Source organism: Nesterenkonia sandarakina, from assembly GCF_003003175.1.
GTDB classification, from domain to species: Bacteria; Actinomycetota; Actinomycetes; order Actinomycetales; family Micrococcaceae; genus Nesterenkonia; species Nesterenkonia sandarakina_A.
Genome location: NZ_PVTY01000001.1, coordinates 319,454 through 340,569, shown reverse-complemented (window position 1 = coordinate 340,569; position 21,116 = coordinate 319,454). Strand labels below are relative to the sequence as shown.

General features: G+C 67.7%; 22 protein-coding genes, 1 tRNA gene and 1 pseudogene. 14 read left to right on the top strand and 10 right to left on the bottom strand.

The genetic code is table 11. The features are described 5' to 3' along the window. The first annotated feature begins 81 nt into the window (after positions 1-81). From BCL67_RS01485 to BCL67_RS01475, 3 genes are all read left to right on the top strand, one after another. Positions 82-1,872, top strand: coding sequence for a gamma-glutamyltransferase family protein (locus BCL67_RS01485; RefSeq protein ID WP_106121691.1), 1,791 nt, complete (start codon positions 82-84; stop codon positions 1,870-1,872). A gap of 81 nt (positions 1,873-1,953) precedes the next feature. Beyond that, complete coding sequence (locus BCL67_RS01480) at positions 1,954-2,274, top strand: antibiotic biosynthesis monooxygenase family protein (protein ID WP_106121690.1); 321 nt, start codon at positions 1,954-1,956, stop codon at positions 2,272-2,274. A 79-nt stretch (positions 2,275-2,353) separates the two neighbouring features. Further along, a tRNA-Arg gene (locus BCL67_RS01475) sits at positions 2,354-2,426 on the top strand. Positions 2,427-2,682: 256 nt separating this feature from the next. On the opposite strand, the gene BCL67_RS01470 is transcribed toward BCL67_RS01475, so the two are convergent. From BCL67_RS01470 to BCL67_RS15950, 5 genes and pseudogenes are all read right to left on the bottom strand, one after another. Continuing rightward, entirely contained in the window at positions 2,683-3,435 is a 753-nt protein-coding gene (locus BCL67_RS01470) for a hypothetical protein (RefSeq protein ID WP_106121689.1), read from the bottom strand. Then, on the bottom strand, positions 3,432-3,806 hold the full coding sequence (locus BCL67_RS01465; RefSeq protein ID WP_181255842.1) for an SHOCT domain-containing protein: 375 nt from the start codon (positions 3,804-3,806) through the stop codon (positions 3,432-3,434). Before BCL67_RS01465 ends, BCL67_RS01470 begins: the two co-directional genes overlap by 4 nt. Continuing rightward, on the bottom strand, positions 3,799-4,209 hold the full coding sequence (locus tag BCL67_RS01460) for an ImmA/IrrE family metallo-endopeptidase (protein ID WP_106121687.1): 411 nt from the start codon (positions 4,207-4,209) through the stop codon (positions 3,799-3,801). The genes BCL67_RS01465 and BCL67_RS01460 overlap by 8 nt, the downstream gene beginning before the upstream one ends. A gap of 33 nt (positions 4,210-4,242) precedes the next feature. Beyond that, a complete protein-coding gene (locus BCL67_RS15700) occupies positions 4,243-4,617 on the bottom strand; it encodes a hypothetical protein (protein ID WP_106121686.1) in 375 nt (124 codons plus the stop codon). Positions 4,618-4,770: 153 nt separating this feature from the next. Beyond that, a pseudogene (locus BCL67_RS15950) lies at positions 4,771-4,881 on the bottom strand (helix-turn-helix domain-containing protein); the annotation flags it as partial. 202 nt (positions 4,882-5,083) lie between these two features. Between BCL67_RS15950 and BCL67_RS01450 the strand changes: the two are divergent. Genes BCL67_RS01450 through BCL67_RS15330 form a run of 4 tightly spaced genes read left to right on the top strand, consistent with a single transcriptional unit; the run spans position 5,084 to position 6,705 of the window. Next, positions 5,084-5,566 (top strand): HD domain-containing protein, encoded by a 483-nt coding sequence (locus BCL67_RS01450; RefSeq protein ID WP_106121685.1) that lies wholly within the window; start codon positions 5,084-5,086, stop codon positions 5,564-5,566. A gap of 20 nt (positions 5,567-5,586) precedes the next feature. Further along, a complete protein-coding gene (locus tag BCL67_RS01445; protein ID WP_146131052.1) occupies positions 5,587-5,928 on the top strand; it encodes a hypothetical protein in 342 nt (113 codons plus the stop codon). Positions 5,929-5,985: 57 nt separating this feature from the next. Continuing rightward, positions 5,986-6,483: a hypothetical protein gene (locus tag BCL67_RS15335; protein ID WP_181255840.1), complete on the top strand. Its 498-nt coding sequence runs from the start codon at positions 5,986-5,988 to the stop codon at positions 6,481-6,483. Positions 6,484-6,543: 60 nt separating this feature from the next. After that, positions 6,544-6,705 carry a hypothetical protein gene (locus tag BCL67_RS15330; protein ID WP_181255839.1) on the top strand — a complete coding sequence of 54 codons (162 nt, stop codon included), beginning with the start codon at positions 6,544-6,546 and terminating at the stop codon, positions 6,703-6,705. 85 nt (positions 6,706-6,790) lie between these two features. Here the strand turns inward: BCL67_RS15330 and BCL67_RS01435 are convergent, their stop codons facing one another. From BCL67_RS01435 to BCL67_RS01415, 5 genes are all read right to left on the bottom strand, one after another. Next, entirely contained in the window at positions 6,791-7,435 is a 645-nt protein-coding gene (locus BCL67_RS01435; RefSeq protein WP_106121683.1) for an NAD(P)-dependent oxidoreductase, read from the bottom strand. A 61-nt stretch (positions 7,436-7,496) separates the two neighbouring features. Next, positions 7,497-7,928 (bottom strand): VOC family protein, encoded by a 432-nt coding sequence (locus BCL67_RS01430; RefSeq protein WP_219886334.1) that lies wholly within the window; start codon positions 7,926-7,928, stop codon positions 7,497-7,499. Between the two features lie 26 nt (positions 7,929-7,954). Beyond that, positions 7,955-8,941, bottom strand: coding sequence for an SRPBCC family protein (locus BCL67_RS01425; RefSeq protein ID WP_106121681.1), 987 nt, complete (start codon positions 8,939-8,941; stop codon positions 7,955-7,957). 17 nt (positions 8,942-8,958) lie between these two features. Continuing rightward, positions 8,959-9,333, bottom strand: a complete 375-nt coding sequence (locus BCL67_RS01420; protein ID WP_106121680.1) for an ArsR/SmtB family transcription factor — start codon at positions 9,331-9,333, stop codon at positions 8,959-8,961. Between the two features lie 28 nt (positions 9,334-9,361). Beyond that, complete coding sequence (locus BCL67_RS01415; RefSeq protein WP_106121679.1) at positions 9,362-10,279, bottom strand: LysR family transcriptional regulator; 918 nt, start codon at positions 10,277-10,279, stop codon at positions 9,362-9,364. An 89-nt stretch (positions 10,280-10,368) separates the two neighbouring features. On the opposite strand from BCL67_RS01415, the gene BCL67_RS01410 reads away from it, so the two are divergent. The 7 genes from BCL67_RS01410 (at position 10,369) to rho (ending at position 21,033) form a co-directional block, all read left to right on the top strand. Next, positions 10,369-11,181 (top strand): LysE family translocator, encoded by an 813-nt coding sequence (locus BCL67_RS01410; RefSeq protein ID WP_106121678.1) that lies wholly within the window; start codon positions 10,369-10,371, stop codon positions 11,179-11,181. 266 nt (positions 11,182-11,447) lie between these two features. Beyond that, positions 11,448-13,103 carry an arginine--tRNA ligase gene (argS, locus tag BCL67_RS01405; protein WP_106121677.1) on the top strand — a complete coding sequence of 552 codons (1,656 nt, stop codon included), beginning with the start codon at positions 11,448-11,450 and terminating at the stop codon, positions 13,101-13,103. Positions 13,104-13,175: 72 nt separating this feature from the next. Further along, positions 13,176-14,702, top strand: a complete 1,527-nt coding sequence (locus tag BCL67_RS01400) for a diaminopimelate decarboxylase family protein (protein WP_106121676.1) — start codon at positions 13,176-13,178, stop codon at positions 14,700-14,702. Positions 14,703-14,758: 56 nt separating this feature from the next. Continuing rightward, positions 14,759-16,108, top strand: coding sequence for a homoserine dehydrogenase (locus BCL67_RS01395; RefSeq protein WP_106121675.1), 1,350 nt, complete (start codon positions 14,759-14,761; stop codon positions 16,106-16,108). Between the two features lie 86 nt (positions 16,109-16,194). After that, positions 16,195-17,304: a threonine synthase gene (gene thrC, locus BCL67_RS01390; protein ID WP_106121674.1), complete on the top strand. Its 1,110-nt coding sequence runs from the start codon at positions 16,195-16,197 to the stop codon at positions 17,302-17,304. Positions 17,305-17,309: 5 nt separating this feature from the next. Further along, on the top strand, positions 17,310-18,431 hold the full coding sequence (gene thrB, locus BCL67_RS01385) for a homoserine kinase (protein ID WP_106121673.1): 1,122 nt from the start codon (positions 17,310-17,312) through the stop codon (positions 18,429-18,431). Between the two features lie 310 nt (positions 18,432-18,741). Further along, positions 18,742-21,033 (top strand): transcription termination factor Rho, encoded by a 2,292-nt coding sequence (rho, locus tag BCL67_RS01380; RefSeq protein ID WP_106121672.1) that lies wholly within the window; start codon positions 18,742-18,744, stop codon positions 21,031-21,033. The last annotated feature ends 83 nt before the right edge of the window (positions 21,034-21,116 follow it).

The following is a 21,116-nucleotide window of genomic DNA, read 5'->3' as shown; positions in this document are numbered from 1 at the left end:
CCGTAGGCTGGTTTGCAAAAGCAACTAATGCGGCGGGTGGGTGTCCTGCTCGATCGTCGCGCCGACGCCTCAGGAGTGCCCATGACGTTCACCCATGCCGAGACCTTCACCACCAGGCCCACGCTCGAGGGCAGCTTCGGAATGACCGCCTCCACGCACTGGCTCGCCACAGCCTCCTCACAGGCGGTGCTCGAACGCGGAGGCAACGTCTTCGACGCGGCGGTGGCCGGGGCCTTCGTGCTGCATGTGGTGGAGCCCCACCTCAACGGTCCCGGCGGCGACATGGTCGGGATCTTCGCCACGGCCGGGGCACCCGATAAGCCGCAGGTGCTCATGGGTCAGGGGCCCGCGCCCGCCGGGGCGCTGATCCAGCACTACCGGGCGCTCGGGCTCGAGAGCGTTCCGGGCGCCGGGGCCCTGGCTGCGGCCATCCCGGCCGCCGTCGACGCCTGGCTCGTGCTGCTGCGCGACCACGGGACCTGGGGTCTGGCGGCGGTGCTCGATTTCGCCATCGGCTATGCCGAGGACGGCCACGCGATCCTGCCCGGCGCCGTGAGGGCGATCCGCGCCGTCGCCGCGCTGTTCCAAGAGCACTGGCCGACGTCGGCGGCGCTGTGGATGCCCGACGGCAAGATCCCCGAGCCGGGGCAGATCGTGCGCAACCCCGAATACGCGCAGGTCTTGCGCGAACTCATCACAGCCGGGGCGGACGAGACCGGCCGGGTCGCGCAGATCGAAGCCGCCCGGACCGAATGGAAGACCGGACGCGTCGCCCAGTCGGCGGCCGAGTTCGTGCAGACCCCGCACCGCCACTCCGACGGCGGGGACTACGCCGGAGTGATCACCGCCGAGGACTTCGCCTCGCACAGCGCCGGATACGAAGACCCGATCTCGATCGAGTTCCGCGGACACACGATCGCGAAGTCCGGCCCGTGGGGCCAGGGGCCCGCCCTGCTGCAGGCGCTGAAGATCCTCGAGGGGTACCCGGATGAGCAGCTGGATCCGGGCACCGAGATCGGTGCCCACCTGATCCTGGAGGCGCAGAAGCTGGCCCTGGCGGACCGCGACACCTACTACGGCGACGTCCCGGTGAACCTCGAGCACCTGCTCTCCGCGGACTACGCCGCCCAGCGCCGCGGTCAGATCAGCGAGCGCGCCTCCACCGAGTTCCAACCGGGGCAGGTCCCGGGCATGGAGCAGGTGCTGCCCACCCTGGTCGAGGTGTCCGACGCCGTCACCGGAGCCGGCGCGGGAGAGCCGACCGTGTCCAAGGCCGGAGAGACCAAGGGGGACACCTGCCACCTCGACGTGGTGGACCGCTGGGGCAACATCGTCTCCGCCACGCCTTCGGGCGGCTGGCTGCAGTCCTCACCGGTGGTCGAGGGGCTCGGCTTCTGCCTGGGCACCCGGCTGCAGATGACCTGGCTCGATGAGCGCTCACACTCGCGGCTGGAACCGGGCAGGCGCCCGCGCACCACGCTGACCCCGACGCTGGTGCTTAAACACGGCGCACCGCTGATCGCGCTGGGCACCCCAGGCGGGGACCAGCAGGACCAGTGGCAACTGCCGATGCTGCTGCGCATGCTCATCGGCGGACACACCGCCCAGCAGGCCATCGACGCCCCCACCCTGCATACGACGTCGATGCCCGGCTCCTTCTGGCCGCGCGCCTGGGAGCCCGGTGGCGCCGTCGTGGAGGACCGGCTCGGCACTGAGCTCATCGAAGGTCTGCGTCGGCGCGGACACCAGGTGACGACGGCGGGGGACTGGGCGCTGGGGCGGCTCTCCTGCGTCATGCGAGACCCGGAGACCGGACGGCTCAGCGCGGCGGCCAACGCTCGCGGCGCCCAGGGCTACGCGGCGGGGCGATGACGATCACGCGTGCGACGACGTGCATGACGACTGCAGACTGCGTCCTGGTGCAGACGCCGCTGATTTTGGGATGATGATGACATGAGCATCATCAAGATCAACGCCATCACTGTTCCTGCCGACTCCGGAGACGAACTCGGCAAGCGGTTCGCCGCGCGCCGCGACTCCATGGAGGGCACCGAGGGATTCGAAGGGTTCGAGCTGCTGCAGCCCACCGATGAACGCACCACCTGGCTGGTCATCACCCGCTGGGCCAGCGAGCAGGCGTTCGAGAACTGGCGCACCTCGCAGGACTTCCAAAGGTCCCATGCCGGCGGCGGAGCCCCCTCTGAGGAGGCGCCGAAGAAGCCCGTGGGCATGTCCGCGGAGCTGTGGAGCTACACCACCTCGGTGACCGGCTAGGTGGAACCGGGGCGGTGCTGGTAATCTAAATCGGTCAGTTGCTCGAGGAACTCGTTTCCTCGAATTGCACAGCTGGCGGGCCTCCGTAGCTCAGGGGATAGAGCGTTGGTTTCCGGTACCAAAAGTCGTGGGTTCGATTCCCGCCGGGGGCACAGAGTACGGATAGGGTCGCATTCCTCACAGATGAAGGGATGCGACCCTATTTTTGTGCCCACCAGCCGCCATGACATGAGTCACATTATGGCCGTTACTAGACACATTATGAGACACATTCTCAGAATCTTCCCCACGCATCCCCAGCACGCCAGGGGGCATCACATCTCAAGACAGCGCCCCCAACCTCGGGTGAGGTTGGGGGCGCTTTTCGTCGTGAAACGTACATCTTGTACAACTCAACAGCAGTCGGACCTACCAGCACCCGTTATCCTGCATCCACGCCTCAGTCTCAGCCAACTCCTGGTCGTCGATGTCGAGTCCGCCCAGGTCGTCATTCATAAGACCGCCCCAGTGGAAGTCCGCCTCCTCGCAGGAATCAAAGCTGACACCCGACGAGCCGCCATCCGCATCCTGAGGCGCGCTAACCTCACAGCCATAGAGCGACAGCTGTTCCTCCGCGCCCTCGACCGCCCACTCTGCGGTAGTTGAGCCCGTATCCTCCAGGAAGCCCGCTACGGACTCACGGTAGACCTCGTTCAGCTCCTCGCAAGTCGGGTCCGGATCTCTCAAGTCGGCAGGCACAGCTTCCCCAGTGCGCGACTCGAACAGCTCATAAAAGTCAGAGTTGGTCATGGTGTAGTTGGAGCAGCTACCAACCGCCCAACCGCCATCCCTAGCCTCATCGATGTACTCCTGACACATTGCTATGGAGTCCTCGATGCTCGCGGCTTCGACCTCCTCTTGGTACTGCTGCTCGCACTCCTCAACAGACAGCCCCTCATCACACCCCAGCATCTCCCGAGCAAGATCCTCTTCGCTCATGTCGTGGATGGGCGCATCGTCCGGAATATCCTCGAAGGGATCGTCCTGTTCTTGCTCCTCGTCCGCCTGTGGGGCTCCAGTGGCCTCCTGCGCCTGCTCCTGGTCCGGCTCCGCGCTGCTACCACACGCCGCCAATCCAAGGAACACCGCCAACGCCAACCCCGTCACCTGTAAAGCCCTCATAGCCCCTCCAGGATCGCTCGACGCTTATGCTCAAACTCTTCCTCGCTAATCAGGCCCCGTGAATGCAGTTCCGACAGCTCCGCCATCCGCCCCGCCGCACCGACACCCACGGCCCCCTGCTCACCGGCGGGACGCAGCTCCGGGTTTGAGCGCCACACATCCTCCAGCTGGGCCTGCGCCTTACCTGCCTCATGCTCAGCCCTCTCTGCCACCTGGATGAACTTCTTAGCGCCCCACCCGATAGCCTTTGAGTGCGCCTTGCTCGCCTCTGAAAGACGCGCATCTCTCTCCTGTGTCAGCAGCTCCACCCTGCGCTCTGGTGCAGCAAACGCGATCTTGATCTGGCGGAACCCTGAACGGCTATCATTCACACCGCGAGTAATATCCCGCATACCCTTCCTGCTGCCTAACATTCCGCGCCTCCTTTGGGTGTGTGTAGTAGATCCGCACCACCTTTGGGAGTACGGAGAGTTCAACTGCGACCGCTTCCACGCGTTCGTGAATGCGTGTTGCCCGTGACCATTCATCACGCTTGATCAGCATGGTAGCGGCGTACACATCGGCCTCCCACTCCCAGCGCGGATCACAGCCTGTGTGTCCGTAGTAGTGGTGGCCAAGCTCGTGAGCGAGAACGTAGTCCCGCTGGAGTGCCACAAGGTCAGGGTGCAACCGGATGGTGCGCGTGTGGTGGCAGTAGGACCCCCACCGTCTACCTGATGGGGTCTCGCGGATCACCGTCGCACCGAGTGCGTGTGCGATGTCTTCGAGGTCCATACCCGCCGACCCTACTGGCCGGCACGGACATGACTAGGGACTATCGTCGGGGATCTCGTCCATCTCGATTCCCTCTGCGCCCTCGTTGGCTGCTTCCTGATCCAACTCCCAACGAGGAGTCGACTTACGTGTCACCGGACGATCCTCCGGGCGCAACTGCGCCACCTTGTCGTCCGGTCGATTCATGGGGGCCGGATTGTCATTGCCGGTCACCGTCCTTTCGTCCTGGTGCCGCTCTGCGAGCAGATTGATTAGATCGTTGACTAAAACGCGTTCTCTGAAGGTGAGTCGGTTCGCTGCTTCGGGAGGGTTGTAGGTGTCTACTTCCTGCCCTGCTACTAGCGAGTCCAGCTCTGACAGTTTGAATCCGAGCGCATCGGCCACTTGCTGTCTTGCTTCTATGTGCATCTTGCTTCCTTGGTCTAGGTAGCGAGATGCCCGCGAGTTGTTCAGTTCGAGTTCCCGGGGTAGTGCCCTTACTGAGTGCTCGCCGGTCCTCGGGTTCGTAAATCCCGCCTCCAGAAGTGCTTCCTTGATTCGGCTGGGGAGTTCGTCGCCTTCTCTGGCCCACTGTCTCAATAGTTTGGAAACCCAAGAGCGGGACACCCCGGAGGCCCTCGCTGCTTGGGCCTGTGTCATGGTTCCTGAGGACACTGTCTGGATGATCTGCATGCGCGCGCTCATGGATCATCGTCGGCACGTCGGGCCCTTTTCGTGTGCCATACCCTGCGCGCGCTTGGCGAGCCTGAGTAATGACATGTCAGAGCCCCATGACAGTCTCAGTTTCATCAGGGAAGAGGCTGGCGTAGATCGGCTGCATGCACCGCAGGTCCACCGTCGCCTCGACCACGGCCACTCACCAGATTGGACACTCATGGGCCGCAACGAGCATCCCGAGCCGCTTCCCGAGTCAGAAGCCGCGGCAGACCTCATCGCCCAGCTCGCCCACCGGGATCAGGTGGACAAGTCCGGAAAGCCCTACATCGACCATCCTCGCCGCGTGGCGGCGATCGTGCGGGCCAACGGCTACGACCGCCGCTACAGCACCGTGGCGCTGCTGCATGACGTTGTGGAAGACACCGAGGTCACCCAGGACGACCTGCGCGCCGTCTTCGGAGCCGCCATCAGTGACGCCGTCGACCACCTGACCCGCCGCGAGGGTGAGCCGTCTGAGGATTACTATGCGCGGGTGCTCCTGAGTGATCTGTCCCTGGTCGTCAAGCACGCCGACATCATGGACAACACTTCTCCCAGGCGTCTCGCGGCGCTGGATCTGGTCACTCAGGAGCGGTTGAGCGCGAAGTACAACAACGCGATCACGCAGCTTGGTGGCCCGTTGCTGCCCGCTCGGGACTGACTCCCGTCTACGCTGGGATGATGGCTTCCGCATCCCCTTCCACCGATGAAGACGACCGCGGACCTCAATCCAAGCGTCGGCGTACCTCGGCCGCCGCCGGTGAGCTCACCGAGACCGCGAGCGGCCGAGCATCCCAGGAGAGGGCGCGCGAGCTGGAAGAGCGTTGGGAGGACCGGCTGGCCTGGCCCGTGCTGATCGCTGCTGTGATCTCGGTCCCCGCGGTCTTCCTCACCCTGTTGGATGAACCCTTCGAGATGATCGGTCACGTGGGGCTCTGGATCACCAGCGTGGTCCTGATCTTCGAGACCATCGTGCTGTTCCTGGTGTCGCCCAAGAAGATCGACTGGCTGCTCCGCAACTAATGGCTGGTCGGCCTGAGCGTGCTGGTCATCGTGGGTGTGGTCTTCAGCATCGGCCCCATGCAGCTGCTCCGGCTGCTGCGCAGCGTCGGCGCGCTGCGAGTGCTGCGGGCCAAACAGGTCGCCAAGGCGGGTCACTCACTGCAGAAGATCGGATCCTCCCAGTGGTGGCGACACCTCGGCACCATCCTCGCGACCGTGGTGGTCACGGCCTTCGTGGTCGTGGCGCTCATCGATCCAGAGTCTCCGGCGCGCTCATTCCTGGATGACCTGGTAGGTGAGGAGTGGGCGATCGCCGCCGCGATCGTCGCGGGACTGCTGCTTTTCGGCGCGACCTACCTGCTGGTGCGCCAGCCGCGCAGCAAGGAGACGGACGGCGTCGACACTGACGAGGACCGCGACGTCGAGGGTGACGCTGAAGGCGAGGGTGGGGACGTCGAGGGTGACGCTGACGGTGACGGCGGCGTCGCGCAGCCTGACGAGGACCGGGAGCCCTCGGGCGTCACCCGTGATCAGGATGGGACACGCGTCCAGAGTTCTGCGGCGCGCCGCCTCTAGGCTGTATCCACGGCTGAGGACTCGAGTTCGAATCACGTCGCCTACGGCATCGCCTTCGGTATGCCCTTCGGCGCGATCGCCGGCATGGTCTTCCTCGACAATGTGGCCCTGGGTGCGGGACTCGGCCTTGCGGTCGGTCTGGCCATTGCGACTGGCTTCCGCAGGGACAGCAAGAAGACGGACGACGAGAACCCTGAGGGCACGGACCAGTCCGGAAGTTGAGGATGCATCCCGCTAGGAGCGTGGGGTCCAAGTGCTGCATGGACCTGTCGAGCCAACGTGCCCGCCGAAGCGCTCTGTCATGACCTCAGTACCCCACGGCGAAGCGCTGATTCCGGTGCCGGTGCTGCTCCACCTCATCGAGGACCGCGATGGCCAGGTCCGCTCCGGAGAGCTCGGATCGGCCGGCGTCGTCGTACATCAGCACATCCCCGGTGGTGCGGTAGCCACCCGTTCGCTCACCCGGGTGGTTGACGCCGAAACTGGCGGCGGGACTGATGTAGAACCACTGAAGCGTGTCCTCCGCCGCCTCCAGGTCCTCCAGGACCTGGATCATCTCGATCGACTCCGGCTTCCACTCCGCCGGGAAGGCGTCGGTGTCGATCAGTCGCGGTCCGTCCTCGGAGACCTTCAGGGAGCCGGCGCCGCCGAGCACCCCCAGGCGGACGTTGTGCCGGGCTGCCGAGGGGATCAGCTCCGCGGCCACCTCCACGACCCTGCCCCGCATGTCACCGCGGGCGGACAGCGCAAGGATGACCACATCGGTCTTCGCCAATAGATCTTCGAGAAACTCCGGACGAGTCACATCTCCAGTCACATAGCTCACGCCGTCCAGGGGCTCTTTCGGTGCCTGGCGGGCCACGGCGATCACGTGGTGCCCACGCGCCGTCGCTTCGGCGGCGATGTGCTGCCCTGCATAGCCGGTTCCACCGAGCACGGTGATCCTGCTCATGGGTCGCTCCTTGAGGGGTGGAGACGGCGCGGACAACCTGGTGCCGCCGATCGGGCGCTGCTCAGCCGAGGTAGAGCTGCCACGCGTGACCGTCCGGGTCCGCCACGATGGACTCGAAGCCCCAGGGCTGGTGGGTGGGCGGTGTGAGCACCGTGCCCCCGGCCTTGCGCATCGCTTCGGTCACAGCGGTGAGCTGGTCGGCATTCGCGACGGCCCTGCCCAGCAGGCATTCGCTGTGCCCAGCCGGGGAGAGCGGACGTTCGCCAAGCACCCAGCCGAGGCCCTCGGCAGGGATCAGACAGAGGTAGGCCTCCCCGAACAGCCGAAACTGCAGCGGTTCGGGGAGACCGTCCTGGGCCAGTTCACCCACCGGCTCGAGGCCGAGGCCCTCCCGGTAGAAGCTGTGGGAGCGGAACCGGTCGGCGATCGGCAGGCTGATGGTGAACGCCAGTGACATGGAGTGGTTTCCTTCCTCGGGGAGACGCTGGGACATGAACCACATGGACGGGAACTGCGGGATCAGTTCCGGGACGAGGCGGTCAGCACCTGCTCCAGGCGGGCGTAGCTGGTCTCCATCCCGTCGGTCATGCCGGTCTCGAGCACCATGTCCCGGACCTCTGCGCTGGGATAGGTGATGATCAGGGTGAGCAGCGTGCCGCCGGCGATGGGGGTCAGGGTCTGTTCGTTGATATTGGGCGCACCCGGCACGCCCTCCATCGATTCGGTGGTCACCTCCCGGTAGGGCTCGTCCAGCTCGATGAGCTCCCCGTAGAGGGCGAACCCCTCCGAACCGTCCTCCTCCTTCTCCCACGCGAAGCGATAGCGGTCTCCGACCTTGGTCGCGACCTGGCAGTCCGACATCCGCCATCCGTCGGGTCCCAGCAGCCAGCGGCGCAGCAGGTCGGGGTCCCGATGCGCCTCGCGGACCTGGTCGGGGGTGCCGCGGATGATCCGGCTGATCCGCACCTTGGTGTCGGTGAGCACCTGGGTCTGCACCCCGGTGCCGGCGGCGAACGAGGAGAGGTCCTCCAACACCGCGTCCATCTGGCCCATGGCCGAGGTCATGCCTTCCTCCAGGCCCATCTCGAGGAGCTGCTGGTAGTCCTCCTGGGAGTTGAACCAGGTCGTGGTCGTCAGTCTCGACCCCTGTGCGGTCTCGTCGAAGACCAGGCTCATGCGCATCATCGGCATCTCGGGGTTCGGCGTCCCGGCCTCATCGGCAAAGGCATCGGTGACCTCGAAGGACCGCCCGGGCTCCATGGAGAGGTATTCCCAGTAGCCTGCGGCACGGGTGCCGTCTGGTCCGGTCATCCAATAGTGCGAACGGCCCCCTGGGTAGAAGTCGTGCCGCGTGAAGGTGGCCGGCCACTCGACGGGACCCCAGAACTTCTCGAGCTGGCGAGGGTCGGCGTATGCGTCCCAGAGTCGCTGGACCGGGACGGAGAACTCCGAGACCACGGTCATGGTCAATGCATCAGTGTCCTTGGTGACTGAGGTGATGGGCATGGCGAGCCTTCCTGTTGTCAGTGCTGCCCACTGGTGTCTGGTGTGGTGGTGTCCGCCAGGAGAGCATCGAGGCGGGAGATGCGGCCCTGCCAGATGAGCGCGTACTCATCGAGCAGGGCCTGGGCTTCGCGGATGGTGTCGGGGTTGCCGCGGACCAGGCGTTCGCGCCCCTGCTGGCGCTTGGTCACCAGATCTGCGCTTTCCAGGACGCTGACGTGCTTCTGCACGGCAGCGAAGGACATCTCATACAGGGCAGCCAGGGCGGAGACGGTTGCCTCTTCGCCGAGGGTGCGTCGGACGATGTCCCTGCGAGTGGCGTCTGCCAGTGCCCGGAAGATCCGGTCCACCTGGTCGTCACTGGGGGGCGGTGAAGTCTCAGGACGTATAACCATTTGGTTGTACATTAGGACTGCGCCGCGGTCAGGTCAAGGGTTCTGTGCCGAGAGATTTCTCCGATTCTTCGTGCAGCATCTTCAGCGCCGCGGAGACCAGCTCCTCTCCTGCGCGGTCCTGCCGGACATGCGCCACGATCCGGCGCTGGACCGTGGGATTGCGCAGCGCGCGGACCACGGTGCCGCGCGGCAGATCCTGCAGTGCGAGGTGGGGGAGCACGGTGATCCCCAGGCCGGCCGCCACCAGCGAGAGTGCCGCATTGTGATCATCGAGCCGGGCGGCGAACTGTGGCACGAACCCGGCAGCCTGGCAGGCGGTGCGGATCATCCGCCCGTTGGGGCTGTCCTTGATGTCGTGGTCCACCCACATCTGATCGCTGAGCTCGTGGACCTCCACGGACTCCGACTGGGCGAGCGGGTGATCCACCGGCAGGACGACGGCGAAGTCCTCGTGCCGAAGCAGGTGTCGCAGGTAGCCCGAGAAGTGCTCCTCCGGCTCCAACGGCGATTCATTGCGGATATCGATGTCCACCGGGCGTCCGGTCTTCTCCGCATAGGGTTCGTTGAGGCTGATCTGCACGGTCAGCTCGGGATCCTTGGCCCGCAGGGTGGCCACCACCTGAGGCAGCCACTCCTTCGCGGCGGAGGTGAAGCTGGCCAGCGTCAGGTGACTGGACCGCCCGTGGCGCAGTCCCTCCACCAGGCGGTCGAGCTCATCGAGGCTTTGCAGCACGGGGGTGCTTCCCCGTGCCAGGGACAGCGCCGCCGTCGTCGGGCTCAGCCCTCGACCACTGCGGTCGAAGAGCTTCAGTCCGGTCTCCTGCGCCAGGACGCTCATGTGCTGGCTCACCGTGGCGGGGGAGTAGTGCAGGCTGCGTGCGGCACCTTGGATCGATCCGGTGGCGATCACGGATTGCAGCACGCGCAGCCGGTGTGGATTCAACATGGCACCAGTATCGCCCGATTCGTCGATGACGAACAGTCCTCTACTTTTATCTGCTTGTCCTGATCGGTGCGGTGTCTCAGGATGGGTCTGTGACACTTTCCAGCTACCTCGGCCTGCTCGCCGTCTCCGCCGTCCTGGCCATCACCCCGGGCCAGGACACCATGCTGTCCCTGCGCAACGCGCTGCTCTCCCGCCGAGCGGGCCTCGGCGCGGCGACAGGTTCCTCGGTCGCGGCGCTGATCTGGGCGGCGCTCGCCGCCACCGGCCTGGCGGCGCTGTTCCAGGCCTCCCCGGTGGCGTATGAGCTGCTGAGCCTGATCGGCGGCCTCTACGTGATCTTCCTCGGGGTCCGCGCGATGCGCAGCGCCCGGACCACGCTGAAGGCCTACCGACTTGCTCGCGCCGGCGTCCCCGCCCTGGTCGGCGGCCCCTACGATCCGCAGCCCCCTGCGGTCGCCACAGGTCCGGGAGTCGGTTCGGCGGCAGATCAGTCGTCTGCTCCGACGCCAGGCAAGGGCAAGGGCGCTCGCGGATCAGATCGTGAGCCTCAGGGCTCCCCGGGCAGGCGGGCGCGTCGTGACATCACCAGCTTCCGCGGCACGTTCCTGATCGGGCTCGGCAGCTGCATGACCAACCCGAAGGTCGGTCTGTTCTTCCTCGCGCTCTTCCCGCAGTTCACCCCCGTCGGAGCGTCTCCGGCCTTCGCGATCGGGGTGCTCGGCGGCACCGTGGCCGCGAGCATGTGGCTCTACCTGATCGGGGTCGTGCTGCTCGTCGACGCCGCGAACACCTGGCTCTCCAATCCGGTGGTCACCGGTCGGATCGAAATGGGCAGCGGGCTGACCCTCGCCGGACTCGGCATCTACCTGAGCGCCACCGGCGTGCTCGGACTGCTCGGCTGAGCAGATTCGGCGAGACCACCAGCCGGAACGCGCCCCGCGGCGCCCACGGCTCGCCCTCCTCGGGGTGGCCCGCACCGAGTGGGCACTTTGCGGCGTTATACGGCCCCGCGCACGGAGTCATTCCACCGCAAACTGCCCAATCCATGGACGCGGGGAGCGTGGGTAGGTGGCCGCGCGGGGGACACGAGTGGGGGAGGGCCGCCCGCGCGCCGGGACCACCCGCTGGCGACACCGGGCTCGGCGGGCGGACCCCGTAGACTGTCCCGGTGACTCCCGAAGAACTCTCCACCGTTGTCAAGAGCGTGCTCGCCGAGGCTGTCGAAGCCGGTGAGCTGAGCGTCGATCTCCCCGAGAACGTCGTGATCGAGCGCCCCAAGAATCGCGAGCATGGCGACTGGGCCACCACCGTCGCCCTGCAGCTGGCCAAGAAGGCCGGCATGCCCCCGCGTGCCTTCGCCGAGATCCTCGGTGCCCGACTCGAGCAGGTACCCGGCGTCGAGCGCATCGAGATCGCCGGCCCCGGGTTCATCAACATCACGGTGGACTCCGCCGCCGCCGGCGAGCTCGCCCGCACCATCGTCGAAGCCGGGGACACCTTCGGCCACAACGATGCACTGGCTGGCCGGACGGTCAACGTCGAGTTCGTCTCCGCGAACCCCACCGGGCCGCTGCACATCGGCCACACCCGGTGGGCCGCGCTCGGCGACGCCATCGGCCGGCTGCTGCGCGCCTCTGGTGCCACCGTCGCCAACGAGTACTACGTCAACGATGCCGGCAACCAGATGAACGTCTTCGGCCACTCGGTGCTCTCCCGCATCCACGGCGAGGACGTCCCGCAGGGCGGCTACCCCGGCGAGTACGTAATCGACCTCGCCGAAGAGATCCTCGCCGCCCGCCCCGACGTGAAGGACATGCCCCGCGACGAAGCGCTGCCGATCGTGCGCGAACTGGGCTACCAGGCGCAGCTGGGACAGATCAAGGACACCCTGACCGCGTTCGGCGTGCACTTCGACGTCTTCTACTCCGAGCAGTCCCTCCACGCCGAGGGCAAGGTCGCCGCCGCCGTCGAGACGCTGCGCCAGCAGGGCCACATCGAGGACCGCGACGGCGCCGTCTGGCTGCGCACCACCGACTTCGGCGATGACAAGGACCGGGTGCTCTTCAAGGCCGACGGCGAGCCCACCTACTTCGCCGCCGACGCCGCCTACTACCTCTCCAAGCGCGAGCGCGGCTTCACCGAGAAGATCTACCTGCTCGGCGCGGACCACCACGGCTACGTCTCCCGGCTCAAGGCCATCGCCGCCTGTGCCGGTGACGATCCGGAGCGCAACATCGAGGTGCTCATCGGCCAGCTGATGTCGATCCGCGGCGCGAAGCTCTCCAAGCGAGCCGGCAACATCATCGAGCTCACCGACCTCATCGAATGGCTCGGCGCCGACGCGCTGCGCTACACGCTGGCCAGGTTCCCCGCGAACTCGCCGATCGATGTGGACCCGGAGCTGCTGCAATCCCGGACCAACGACAACCCGGTCTTCTACGTGCAGTACGCCCATGCCCGCTCCCGCAACGCCGCGCGCAACGCCGAGGCCGCAGGAGTCGACCGCGAGAGCTTCGACGCCGGGCTGCTCACCCACGAGACCGAGGAGGAGCTGCTCTCTCACCTGGGACGCTTCACCTCCGTGGTGGCCTCCGCCGCCGAGCTGCGCGAACCCCACCGGGTGGCGCGCTACCTGGAGTCCCTGGCAAGCGCGTATCACGGCTGGTACGCCGTATGCCGAGTCGCGCCCAGCGTCAGCCCCGACGGCGTGCAGGATCCGGTCACCGATCTCAACCGCACCCGGCTCTGGCTCAACGACGCCACGGCCCAGGTGCTGCGCAACGGATTGGCGCTGCTCGGCGTCACCGCACCCGAAAGGATGTGAACCGCCATCACCGCGAACAGCCCCACCACCCCAAGCCCGACCACTCCCAGCACATCAGGGCCCAGCTCCTCGGTGCCCAGCGCTCACCCGCTGGCTCCGGCCTGGCTCACCCCCCGACGGGACACCGACGACCTCGAAGCCGCGCTGCTGCCGGCCGACGCGCACCGCGACGCCCAGGGCCGGCTGGTCATCGGCGGGGTCGACGTCGAGACGCTGGCCGCCCAGCACGGCACCCCGCTCTATGTGCTCTCCGAGGCCGATTTCAGGGCCCGCGCCCGCAGCTTCCGTGAGGCCTTCAGCGCCGCCTTCGCCCCCGAGACCGAGGTCGACGTCTTCTACGCCGGCAAGGCCTTCCTGAGCACCCATGTGGCGGGCTGGGCCGTGGAGGAGGGTCTCTGCGTGGACACCGCCTCAGGCGGCGAGCTTGCCCTGGCCCTGGCCGGCGGGGTCCCGCCGAAGCAGATCGGGCTGCACGGGAACAACAAGTCCGACGCCGAGATCCAGCGCGCCCTCGACGCCGGGATCGGGCGCATCATCGCCGACTCGCTCGACGAGCTGGAGCGGATCTCCACCCTCGCCGTCGCCGCAGGCACCCGCGCCCCGGTGATGCTGCGGCTGACCCCCGGCGTGCACGCCTCGACCCACGAGTACATCGCCACTGCGCATGAGGACCAGAAGTTCGGCCTCTCGCTGACCCCGGCCCTCAGCGCCGCCGGCGCCCCCGCAGCAGACTCTGACGGTGCAGTCGCCGCCGGCGCCCCGGCAGCAGACCCCGCCAGCGAGGACACCGCCGCCAACCCCTACCTCGGGTCTCCCGCCTGGACCGCGGCCTCGCGCGCACTTGAGCTGCCCGGCGTCGAGCTGCGCGGACTCCACGCCCACATCGGCTCGCAGATCTTCGAGCCCGCCGGCTTCGAGCTGGCCGCGCAGAAGCTCATCACGTTCCTGGCGCGCCTGCGGGCAGACCACGGCGTGGAGCTGCCCGAGCTCGACCTCGGCGGCGGCCACGGCATCGCCTACACCGAGGCCGACACCCCGCGCGACCCCGAATCGATCGCCGCCGCGCTGGCCGCCACCGTGAAGCAGGCCTGCGCGGAGCACGGACTGCAGGTGCCGCGGATCTCCATCGAGCCCGGCCGGGCCATCGTCGGACCCGCCGGGGTCACGCTCTACCGGGTCGGCGTGCAGAAGGACGTCCAGGTCGACGCCCCCGACGGCAGCACCACCTCGCGGCGCTATGTGGCCGTCGACGGCGGGATGAGCGACAACGCCCGCGGGGTGCTCTACGACGCCGACTACTCAGCGGTGCTCGCCTCGCGCCGGGTGACCGGTGATCACGCGCTGTCTCGCATCGTGGGCAAACACTGCGAGTCCGGCGACATCGTTGTGCGAAACGTATACTTGCCGACGGCGACGGCCCGGGATGATCTCCTTGCCGTTCCCGCCACCGGCGCGTACTGCCACTCGCTCTCGAGCAACTACAACTACCTGACTCGACCCGCAGTGGTCGCCGTCGCAGACGGCGCCTCCCAGGTGCTCATCCGCCGAGAGACCGAGCAGGACATGCTCGGGCGCGACACCGGCTTCGCCGCACGCTGACACACAGCGCGCACGCAGCACCGGGTACTGAACAGGCACAAGGGATTGAGGTCATGATGTCCGCAGCAAGGACCACCGCAGAGCCGCTGAAGATCGGTCTGCTCGGCGCAGGCAATGTCGGCTCCCAGGTCGCACGCACCCTGGTCGAGGAGCGCGCGCTCATCTCCTCGCGGGTCGGCGCCCCGATCAAGCTGATCGGCGTCGCCGTCCGCGACGTCGACGCCCCGCGCGACTGGAAGATCCCCGGCGAGCTGCTCACCACCGACGCCGAAGCGCTGGTGGACGAGGCCGACCTGATCATCGAGCTCATGGGCGGGCTCGAGCCCGCCGGCAGCCTGGTGGAGCGCGCGCTGCGCGCCGGCACCGCCGTGGTGACCGGCAACAAGGCGCTGCTCGCGGTACAGGGCGGCAAGCTCAGCGAGGCCGCCACCGAGTCCGGGGCGCTGCTGCGCTTCGAAGCCGCGGTGGGAGGCGCCATCCCGATCCTGCGCCCGATCCAGGAGTCCCTCTCCGGGGACCGCATCACCAAGGTGATGGGCATCGTCAACGGCACCACCAACTACATCCTGGACCAGATGGACTCCACCGGGGCCGCGTTCTACGACGCCCTGGCCGAGGCCCAGCGGCTCGGCTACGCCGAGTCGGACCCGACCGCCGACGTCGAAGGTCATGACGCCGCCGCCAAGGCCGCGATCCTCGGCGCGCTGGCCTTCCACTCGCCCTTCGACATCCACGACGTCTACTGCGAGGGCATCACCTCCGTCACCTCCGCCGACATCGAGGCAGCCTCCGCCTCCGGCTACGTGATCAAGCTGCTGGCGATCGTCGAGAAGAACGACGACGGCGCGATCCTGCGCGTGCACCCCACCCTGCTGCCCCGCACCCACCCGCTGGCAAGCGTCCGCGGCGCCTTCAACGCGGTCTTCGTAGTCGCCGAGAACGCCGGAGAGCTGATGTTCTACGGCCAGGGCGCCGGCGGGCTCCCCACCTCCTCGGCCATCATGGGCGATGTGGTCTCCGTGGCGCGCCGGCTGCACAGCGGCCCGGACCACCCAGGCACCACCGACACCAACGGCGACTCCCAGACCGTGCGCGCGCTGCCGGTGGATGACGCCCGCACGCAGTACTACATTGATATGGAGGTCGCCGACCGCGAGGGCGTCATCGCCGAAGTCGCCCGCGTGCTGGCAGATCACCACGTCTCCATCGAATCCATGCGCCAGCCCGGCAGCGTCTCGACCGACGGCGAGGTGGACACCGAGGCGGCACGCGAACGCGGCGCCGTCGTGCAGATCGTCACCCACCTGGCCAAGGAGAAGGACCTCTCCGACACGGTCTCCACGCTGCGGGCCCTCGACGTGGTCAAGTCCGTGAACTCGGTGCTGCGCGTCGAGGTCGAGCAGTAACCTCGGGCAGCAGCCCGAACAGCAGTCCCGGGCCCAGCCCCACCAGAGCAGATCCCACCAGCACGACGATGAAGGAGCACCCACCCGTGGCGCACCAATGGCGCGGAGTCATCCGTGAATATGCAGACCGACTCCCCGTGGAGGAGACCACCGAGGTCATCACCCTGGGAGAGGGCGGCACCCCGCTGGTCTACGCCCCGGCGCTCTCCCAGCTGGTCTCCGGCACGGTCTACCTCAAGGTGGAAGGGATGAACCCCACCGGGTCCTTCAAGGACCGCGGCATGACCATGGCGATCACCGCCGCAGTGGCGGAGGGCGCCAAGGCTGTGGTCTGCGCCTCCACCGGCAACACCTCCGCCTCGGCCGCCGCCTACGCCACCCAAGCCGGACTGACCTGCGCGGTCCTGGTCCCGGCCGGCAAGATCGCGATGGGCAAGCTCTCCCAGGCGGTCGCCCACGGAGCAGAGCTGATCCAGGTCGACGGAAACTTCGACGGCTGCCTCGACATCGCCCGGAAGCTCTCCGAGAACTACCCGGTGTTCCTGGTCAACTCCGTGAACCCGGCCCGCATCGAGGGGCAGAAGACCGGGGCCTTCGAGGTTGTGGACGCCCTCGGCGACGCCCCGGACTATCACCTGCTCCCGGTCGGCAACGCCGGCAACATCACCGCGTACTGGAAGGGCTACAAGGAGTACTCCCAGCCCTGGACCAACCCCTACGCGGGCGCCAGCGGCGAGGAGCTCCCCGCGATGGCCAGCCACACCCCGATCATGTGGGGGTTCCAGGCCGCCGGCGCAGCCCCCATCGTCATGGGCCACCCGGTGACCGAGCCCGAGACCGTCGCGACGGCCATCCGGATCGGCAACCCCGCCTCCTGGGAGAAGGCCGAAGCCGCCCGGGACGAGTCGGCAGGCGTCATCGAGGCCGTGACCGACGAGGAGATCCTCGACGCGCACCGCTGGCTCTCCTCCCGAGAGGGTGTGTTCGTGGAGCCCGCCTCGGCCGCCGGCGTCGCCGGACTGATCAAGAAGCACTCCGCCGGCGAGGTCCCGGCGGACAAGACCATCGTCATCACGGTGACCGGGCACGGCCTGAAGGACCCCGACTGGGCGCTGAAGAACGCCGACGGCTCCGACGTCACCCCGACCATGGTCCCGCAGGACGTCGAGACCGTGGCCCGGCAGCTGGGGCTCTGATCCTGATGAGCGGTCAGCCCAGCATGCACAAGCTCGGCCAGGGACTCGCCCCGGACCAGGCGCTGGCCCCTTCGGCCGCGACGCCGCCGACCGCCGCGGGACGCGCCGATCTCGCGCTGCGCGAACCCCTCTCGGCTCCGGTGGCCTTCCACCTCCGAGTCCCGGCCACCTCGGCGAATCTGGGTCCCGGCTACGACACCATGGGCCTGGCGCTGAGCCTCTTCGATGAGATCACCGTCCACGCCGCTCCCCGGCGAGCGGCCACCGCGCAGGTCGAGATCACGGTTCAGGGCGAAGGGTCGGCCACGCTGCCCCGCGATGCTTCCCACCTGGTGGTCACCCTGGTCGAGAAGATCCTCAACGCGAAGGGCTTCAGCCTCCCGGACCTGGAGGTGCGCGCGGTGAACAACATTCCGCACAGCCGCGGACTCGGGTCCTCCGCCGCCGCCGTGGCCTCCGCGGTGATGACCGCCCACGCGCTGCTGCCCGAGGGGCTCAGCCCCGACGAGCAGCTGCAGATCGGGTCCCGGATCGAGGGCCACCCGGACAACTACGTGCCCGCGCTGCGCGGGGGAGTGGCGATCTCCTGGCAGGAGACCGGCCCCGCAGCATCGGCGGCCGAGGCCACGAACGGATCCGCCCAGGAGTCGCTGGCCGGTGCGTTCAGGACCGCACCGCTGATCCCGCACCCGCAGCTGCGCACGGTGGTGGCGGTGCCGAACTTCGAGCAGTCCACCCAGGTGGCTCGAGACCTGCTGCCGGCCCAGGTGGACCACGCCGTCGCCGCACGGAACTCCGCCCGCGCCGCGCTGCTGGTCCATGCACTGACCAGTGCGCCCGAGCTGCTGCTCGAAGCCACCGAGGACGCGCTGCACCAGGAGCAGCGCCGACCCGCATTCCCCGGGTCGATGGCCCTGGTGGATGGACTGCGTGCGGCCGGGTTCGCCGCCGTGATCTCCGGTGCAGGCCCCTCGGTGCTCGTGCTCACCGACTCCGACGCCCAGGCCAGCGCCGCGGCGCAGCACATCTCGGCACTCGGCGGACCCGATGCGCGGGGCCACGTGTTCACGCCCGCAATCCTGCCGATCGCAGGCACTGGTGTTACAGTGGAGGCACATCAGCGTTGATGGCGTGCCCCGCACGCTCCCTCCCCAAGGCCACTGAGCTGGCCCTGAAGAGATCACCGTAATGTTCTTTCGCGCGAGTTGCGCTTCTTTCCTGAACGCGCTGGACGCTGCAGACTCCTCGATCGAGTGATTCAGCAGAGTCCCGCGATGATCCCACTCCCCGCCGGGGAGACGGACCGTGCATGGAGACTCTCCAACGCTGTATGCGCGAAAGAAACTGACATCAGCCAACGGACTTCTGACGCTCCGTTGAAGACATCGCAGGACGGCGCATCCGCCGGGCCTGCCTGACGAGGGGGAAGGAACCTTCGTGACAGAAACCACCGCTGAGACCACTGCGACTCAGAGCGCCGAGAAGGCCGAGTCCGCTGCACCCGAGGCCAAGAGCTCCGGGCTTGCCGGTCTGAAGCTCGCCCAGCTGCAGGCGCTTGCCTCCCAGCTGGGCATCACCGGAAGCTCCCGGATGCGTAAATCCGCCCTGGTGGAGGCCATCTCCTCGCACCAGCGCGGCGGCGCCGTCGCCGACAAGCCGCAGGACCAGTCCTCCGGTGCCGGCCGCGAGAACGACACCGCCAAGAGCGGCAATGACAACCAGGCAGCCGGCGCTCAGGAGCCCGCCGCCAAGCGCCCGAACCGCCGCCGGTCCAAGGCCGAGCCCAAGGCGACCGAGGCAGCCGCAGAGCAGAACGGCGCCAGCGCCGAGACTGCCGAGAACGCCCCGAGCAGCGAGGGCGCGCGTGGCGAGAACAGCCGCGAGGACACTCGCGACAACGGCCGCAACGATCAGCAGGCCAACGACAGCAGCAACGGCAACGACGACGGCGGCGATTCGCAGCCCCGCGGACGCAACCGCAACCGTCGCAGCCGCAACCGCGATGAGAACGCCGCCACGCAGCAGAACGCCGCTCAGGCCGAGGCTCAGCAGTCGAACACCCAGCAGTCCGACGCGCAGCAGTCGAACTCGCAGTCCGGCTCCGACGAGCAGTCTCAGGACCAGGCTCAGGACAACGGCCAGCGCAATGACGGCGAAGGCCGCAACCGGCGCAGCCGCGGCGACAACGGCCGTGACAACAATGGTCGCGACAACAACGGCCGTGACGGTGGCCGCGGAAACCGCGACAACAACCGTACCGAGCGCAACGACGGCAGCCGCAACGATCGCAATGACGGCAGCCGCAACGACCGCAGTGAGGGCGGCCGCAACGACCGCAGTGAGGGCGGCCGGGACGGCGCCCGCAACGACGGCAGCCGCAACGAGCGCAACGACGGCACCCGCAACGAGGGTGGTCGTGACGAGGAGCGCCGCAACCGGCGCAGCCGCAACCGCAACGATCGCAATGACCGCAACGATCGGGGCGATCGCAACGACCGCAATGACCGCAACGACCGGGGCGACCGCAACAACCGCCGCCGCGGCCGCGATCCTGAGGTCGACGACACCGAGGTCACCGAGGACGACGTCCTGGTGCCGGTGGCAGGCATCCTGGACGTGCTCGACAACTACGCCTTCGTGCGCACCTCGGGCTACCTCTCCGGACCCAACGACGTCTACGTCTCCCTCGCCCAGGTCAAGCGGCACAACCTGCGCAAGGGCGACGCCGTCCACGGCCACATCCGCGCTCCCCGCGAGGGCGAGAACCCGCAGAAGCGTGCGAAGTTCAACGCGCTGGTGAAGCTCGACGCCGTCAACGGCCGCCCGCCCGAGGCCAACGCCGAGCGCGTGGAGTTCAGCAAGCTGGTCCCGCTGTACCCGCAGGACCGGCTCCGCCTCGAGGGTGACCCGAAGGACATCGCACCCCGGGTGATCGACCTGATCGCGCCGATCGGCAAGGGCCAGCGCGGCCTGATCGTCTCCCCGCCCAAGGCAGGCAAGACCATCATCCTGCAGGCCCTGGCGAAGTCCATCAAGGCCAACAATCCTGAGGTCCACCTCATGATGGTCCTGGTCGACGAGCGGCCCGAGGAAGTCACCGACATGCAGCGCACGGTCGACGGCGAAGTCATCGCGTCGACCTTCGACCGCCCGGCAGACGACCACACCACCGTTGCCGAGCTGGCCATCGAGCGCGCGAAGCGTCTGGTGGAGCTGGGCAAGGACGTCGTCGTGCTGCTGGACTCCATGACCCGACTGGGACGTGCCTACAACACCGCGGCGCCTGCCTCCGGCCGGATCCTCTCCGGCGGCGTGGACGCCAATGCGCTCTACCCGCCGAAGCGGTTCTTCGGTGCGGCGCGCAACATCGAGAACGGCGGCTCGCTGACCATCCTCGCCACCGCGCTGGTGGAGACCGGGTCCAAGATGGACGAGGTCATCTTCGAGGAGTTCAAGGGCACCGGCAACATGGAGCTGCGTCTGTCCCGCCGCCTCGCGGACAAGCGCATCTTCCCGGCCGTGAACGTGAACGAGTCCTCCACCCGTCGCGAGGAGAACCTCCTCTCGGCGGACGAGGTCAAGATCATGTGGAAGCTGCGCCGCGTGCTCTCCGGACTCGAGCAGGAGCAGGGCCTGGAGCTGCTGATCAACAAGCTCAAGGCGACCCAGTCCAACGTCGAATTCCTGATGCTGGCGTCGAAGACCGCGCTCGGAGACAAAGGCAACTAGCCACCTCACCAGCTGAAGCCCGGGGAGAGCACCGCTCACCCCGGGCTTCGCCTGTACCAGCCCGGTCTGCGGGTGCTGCGTTC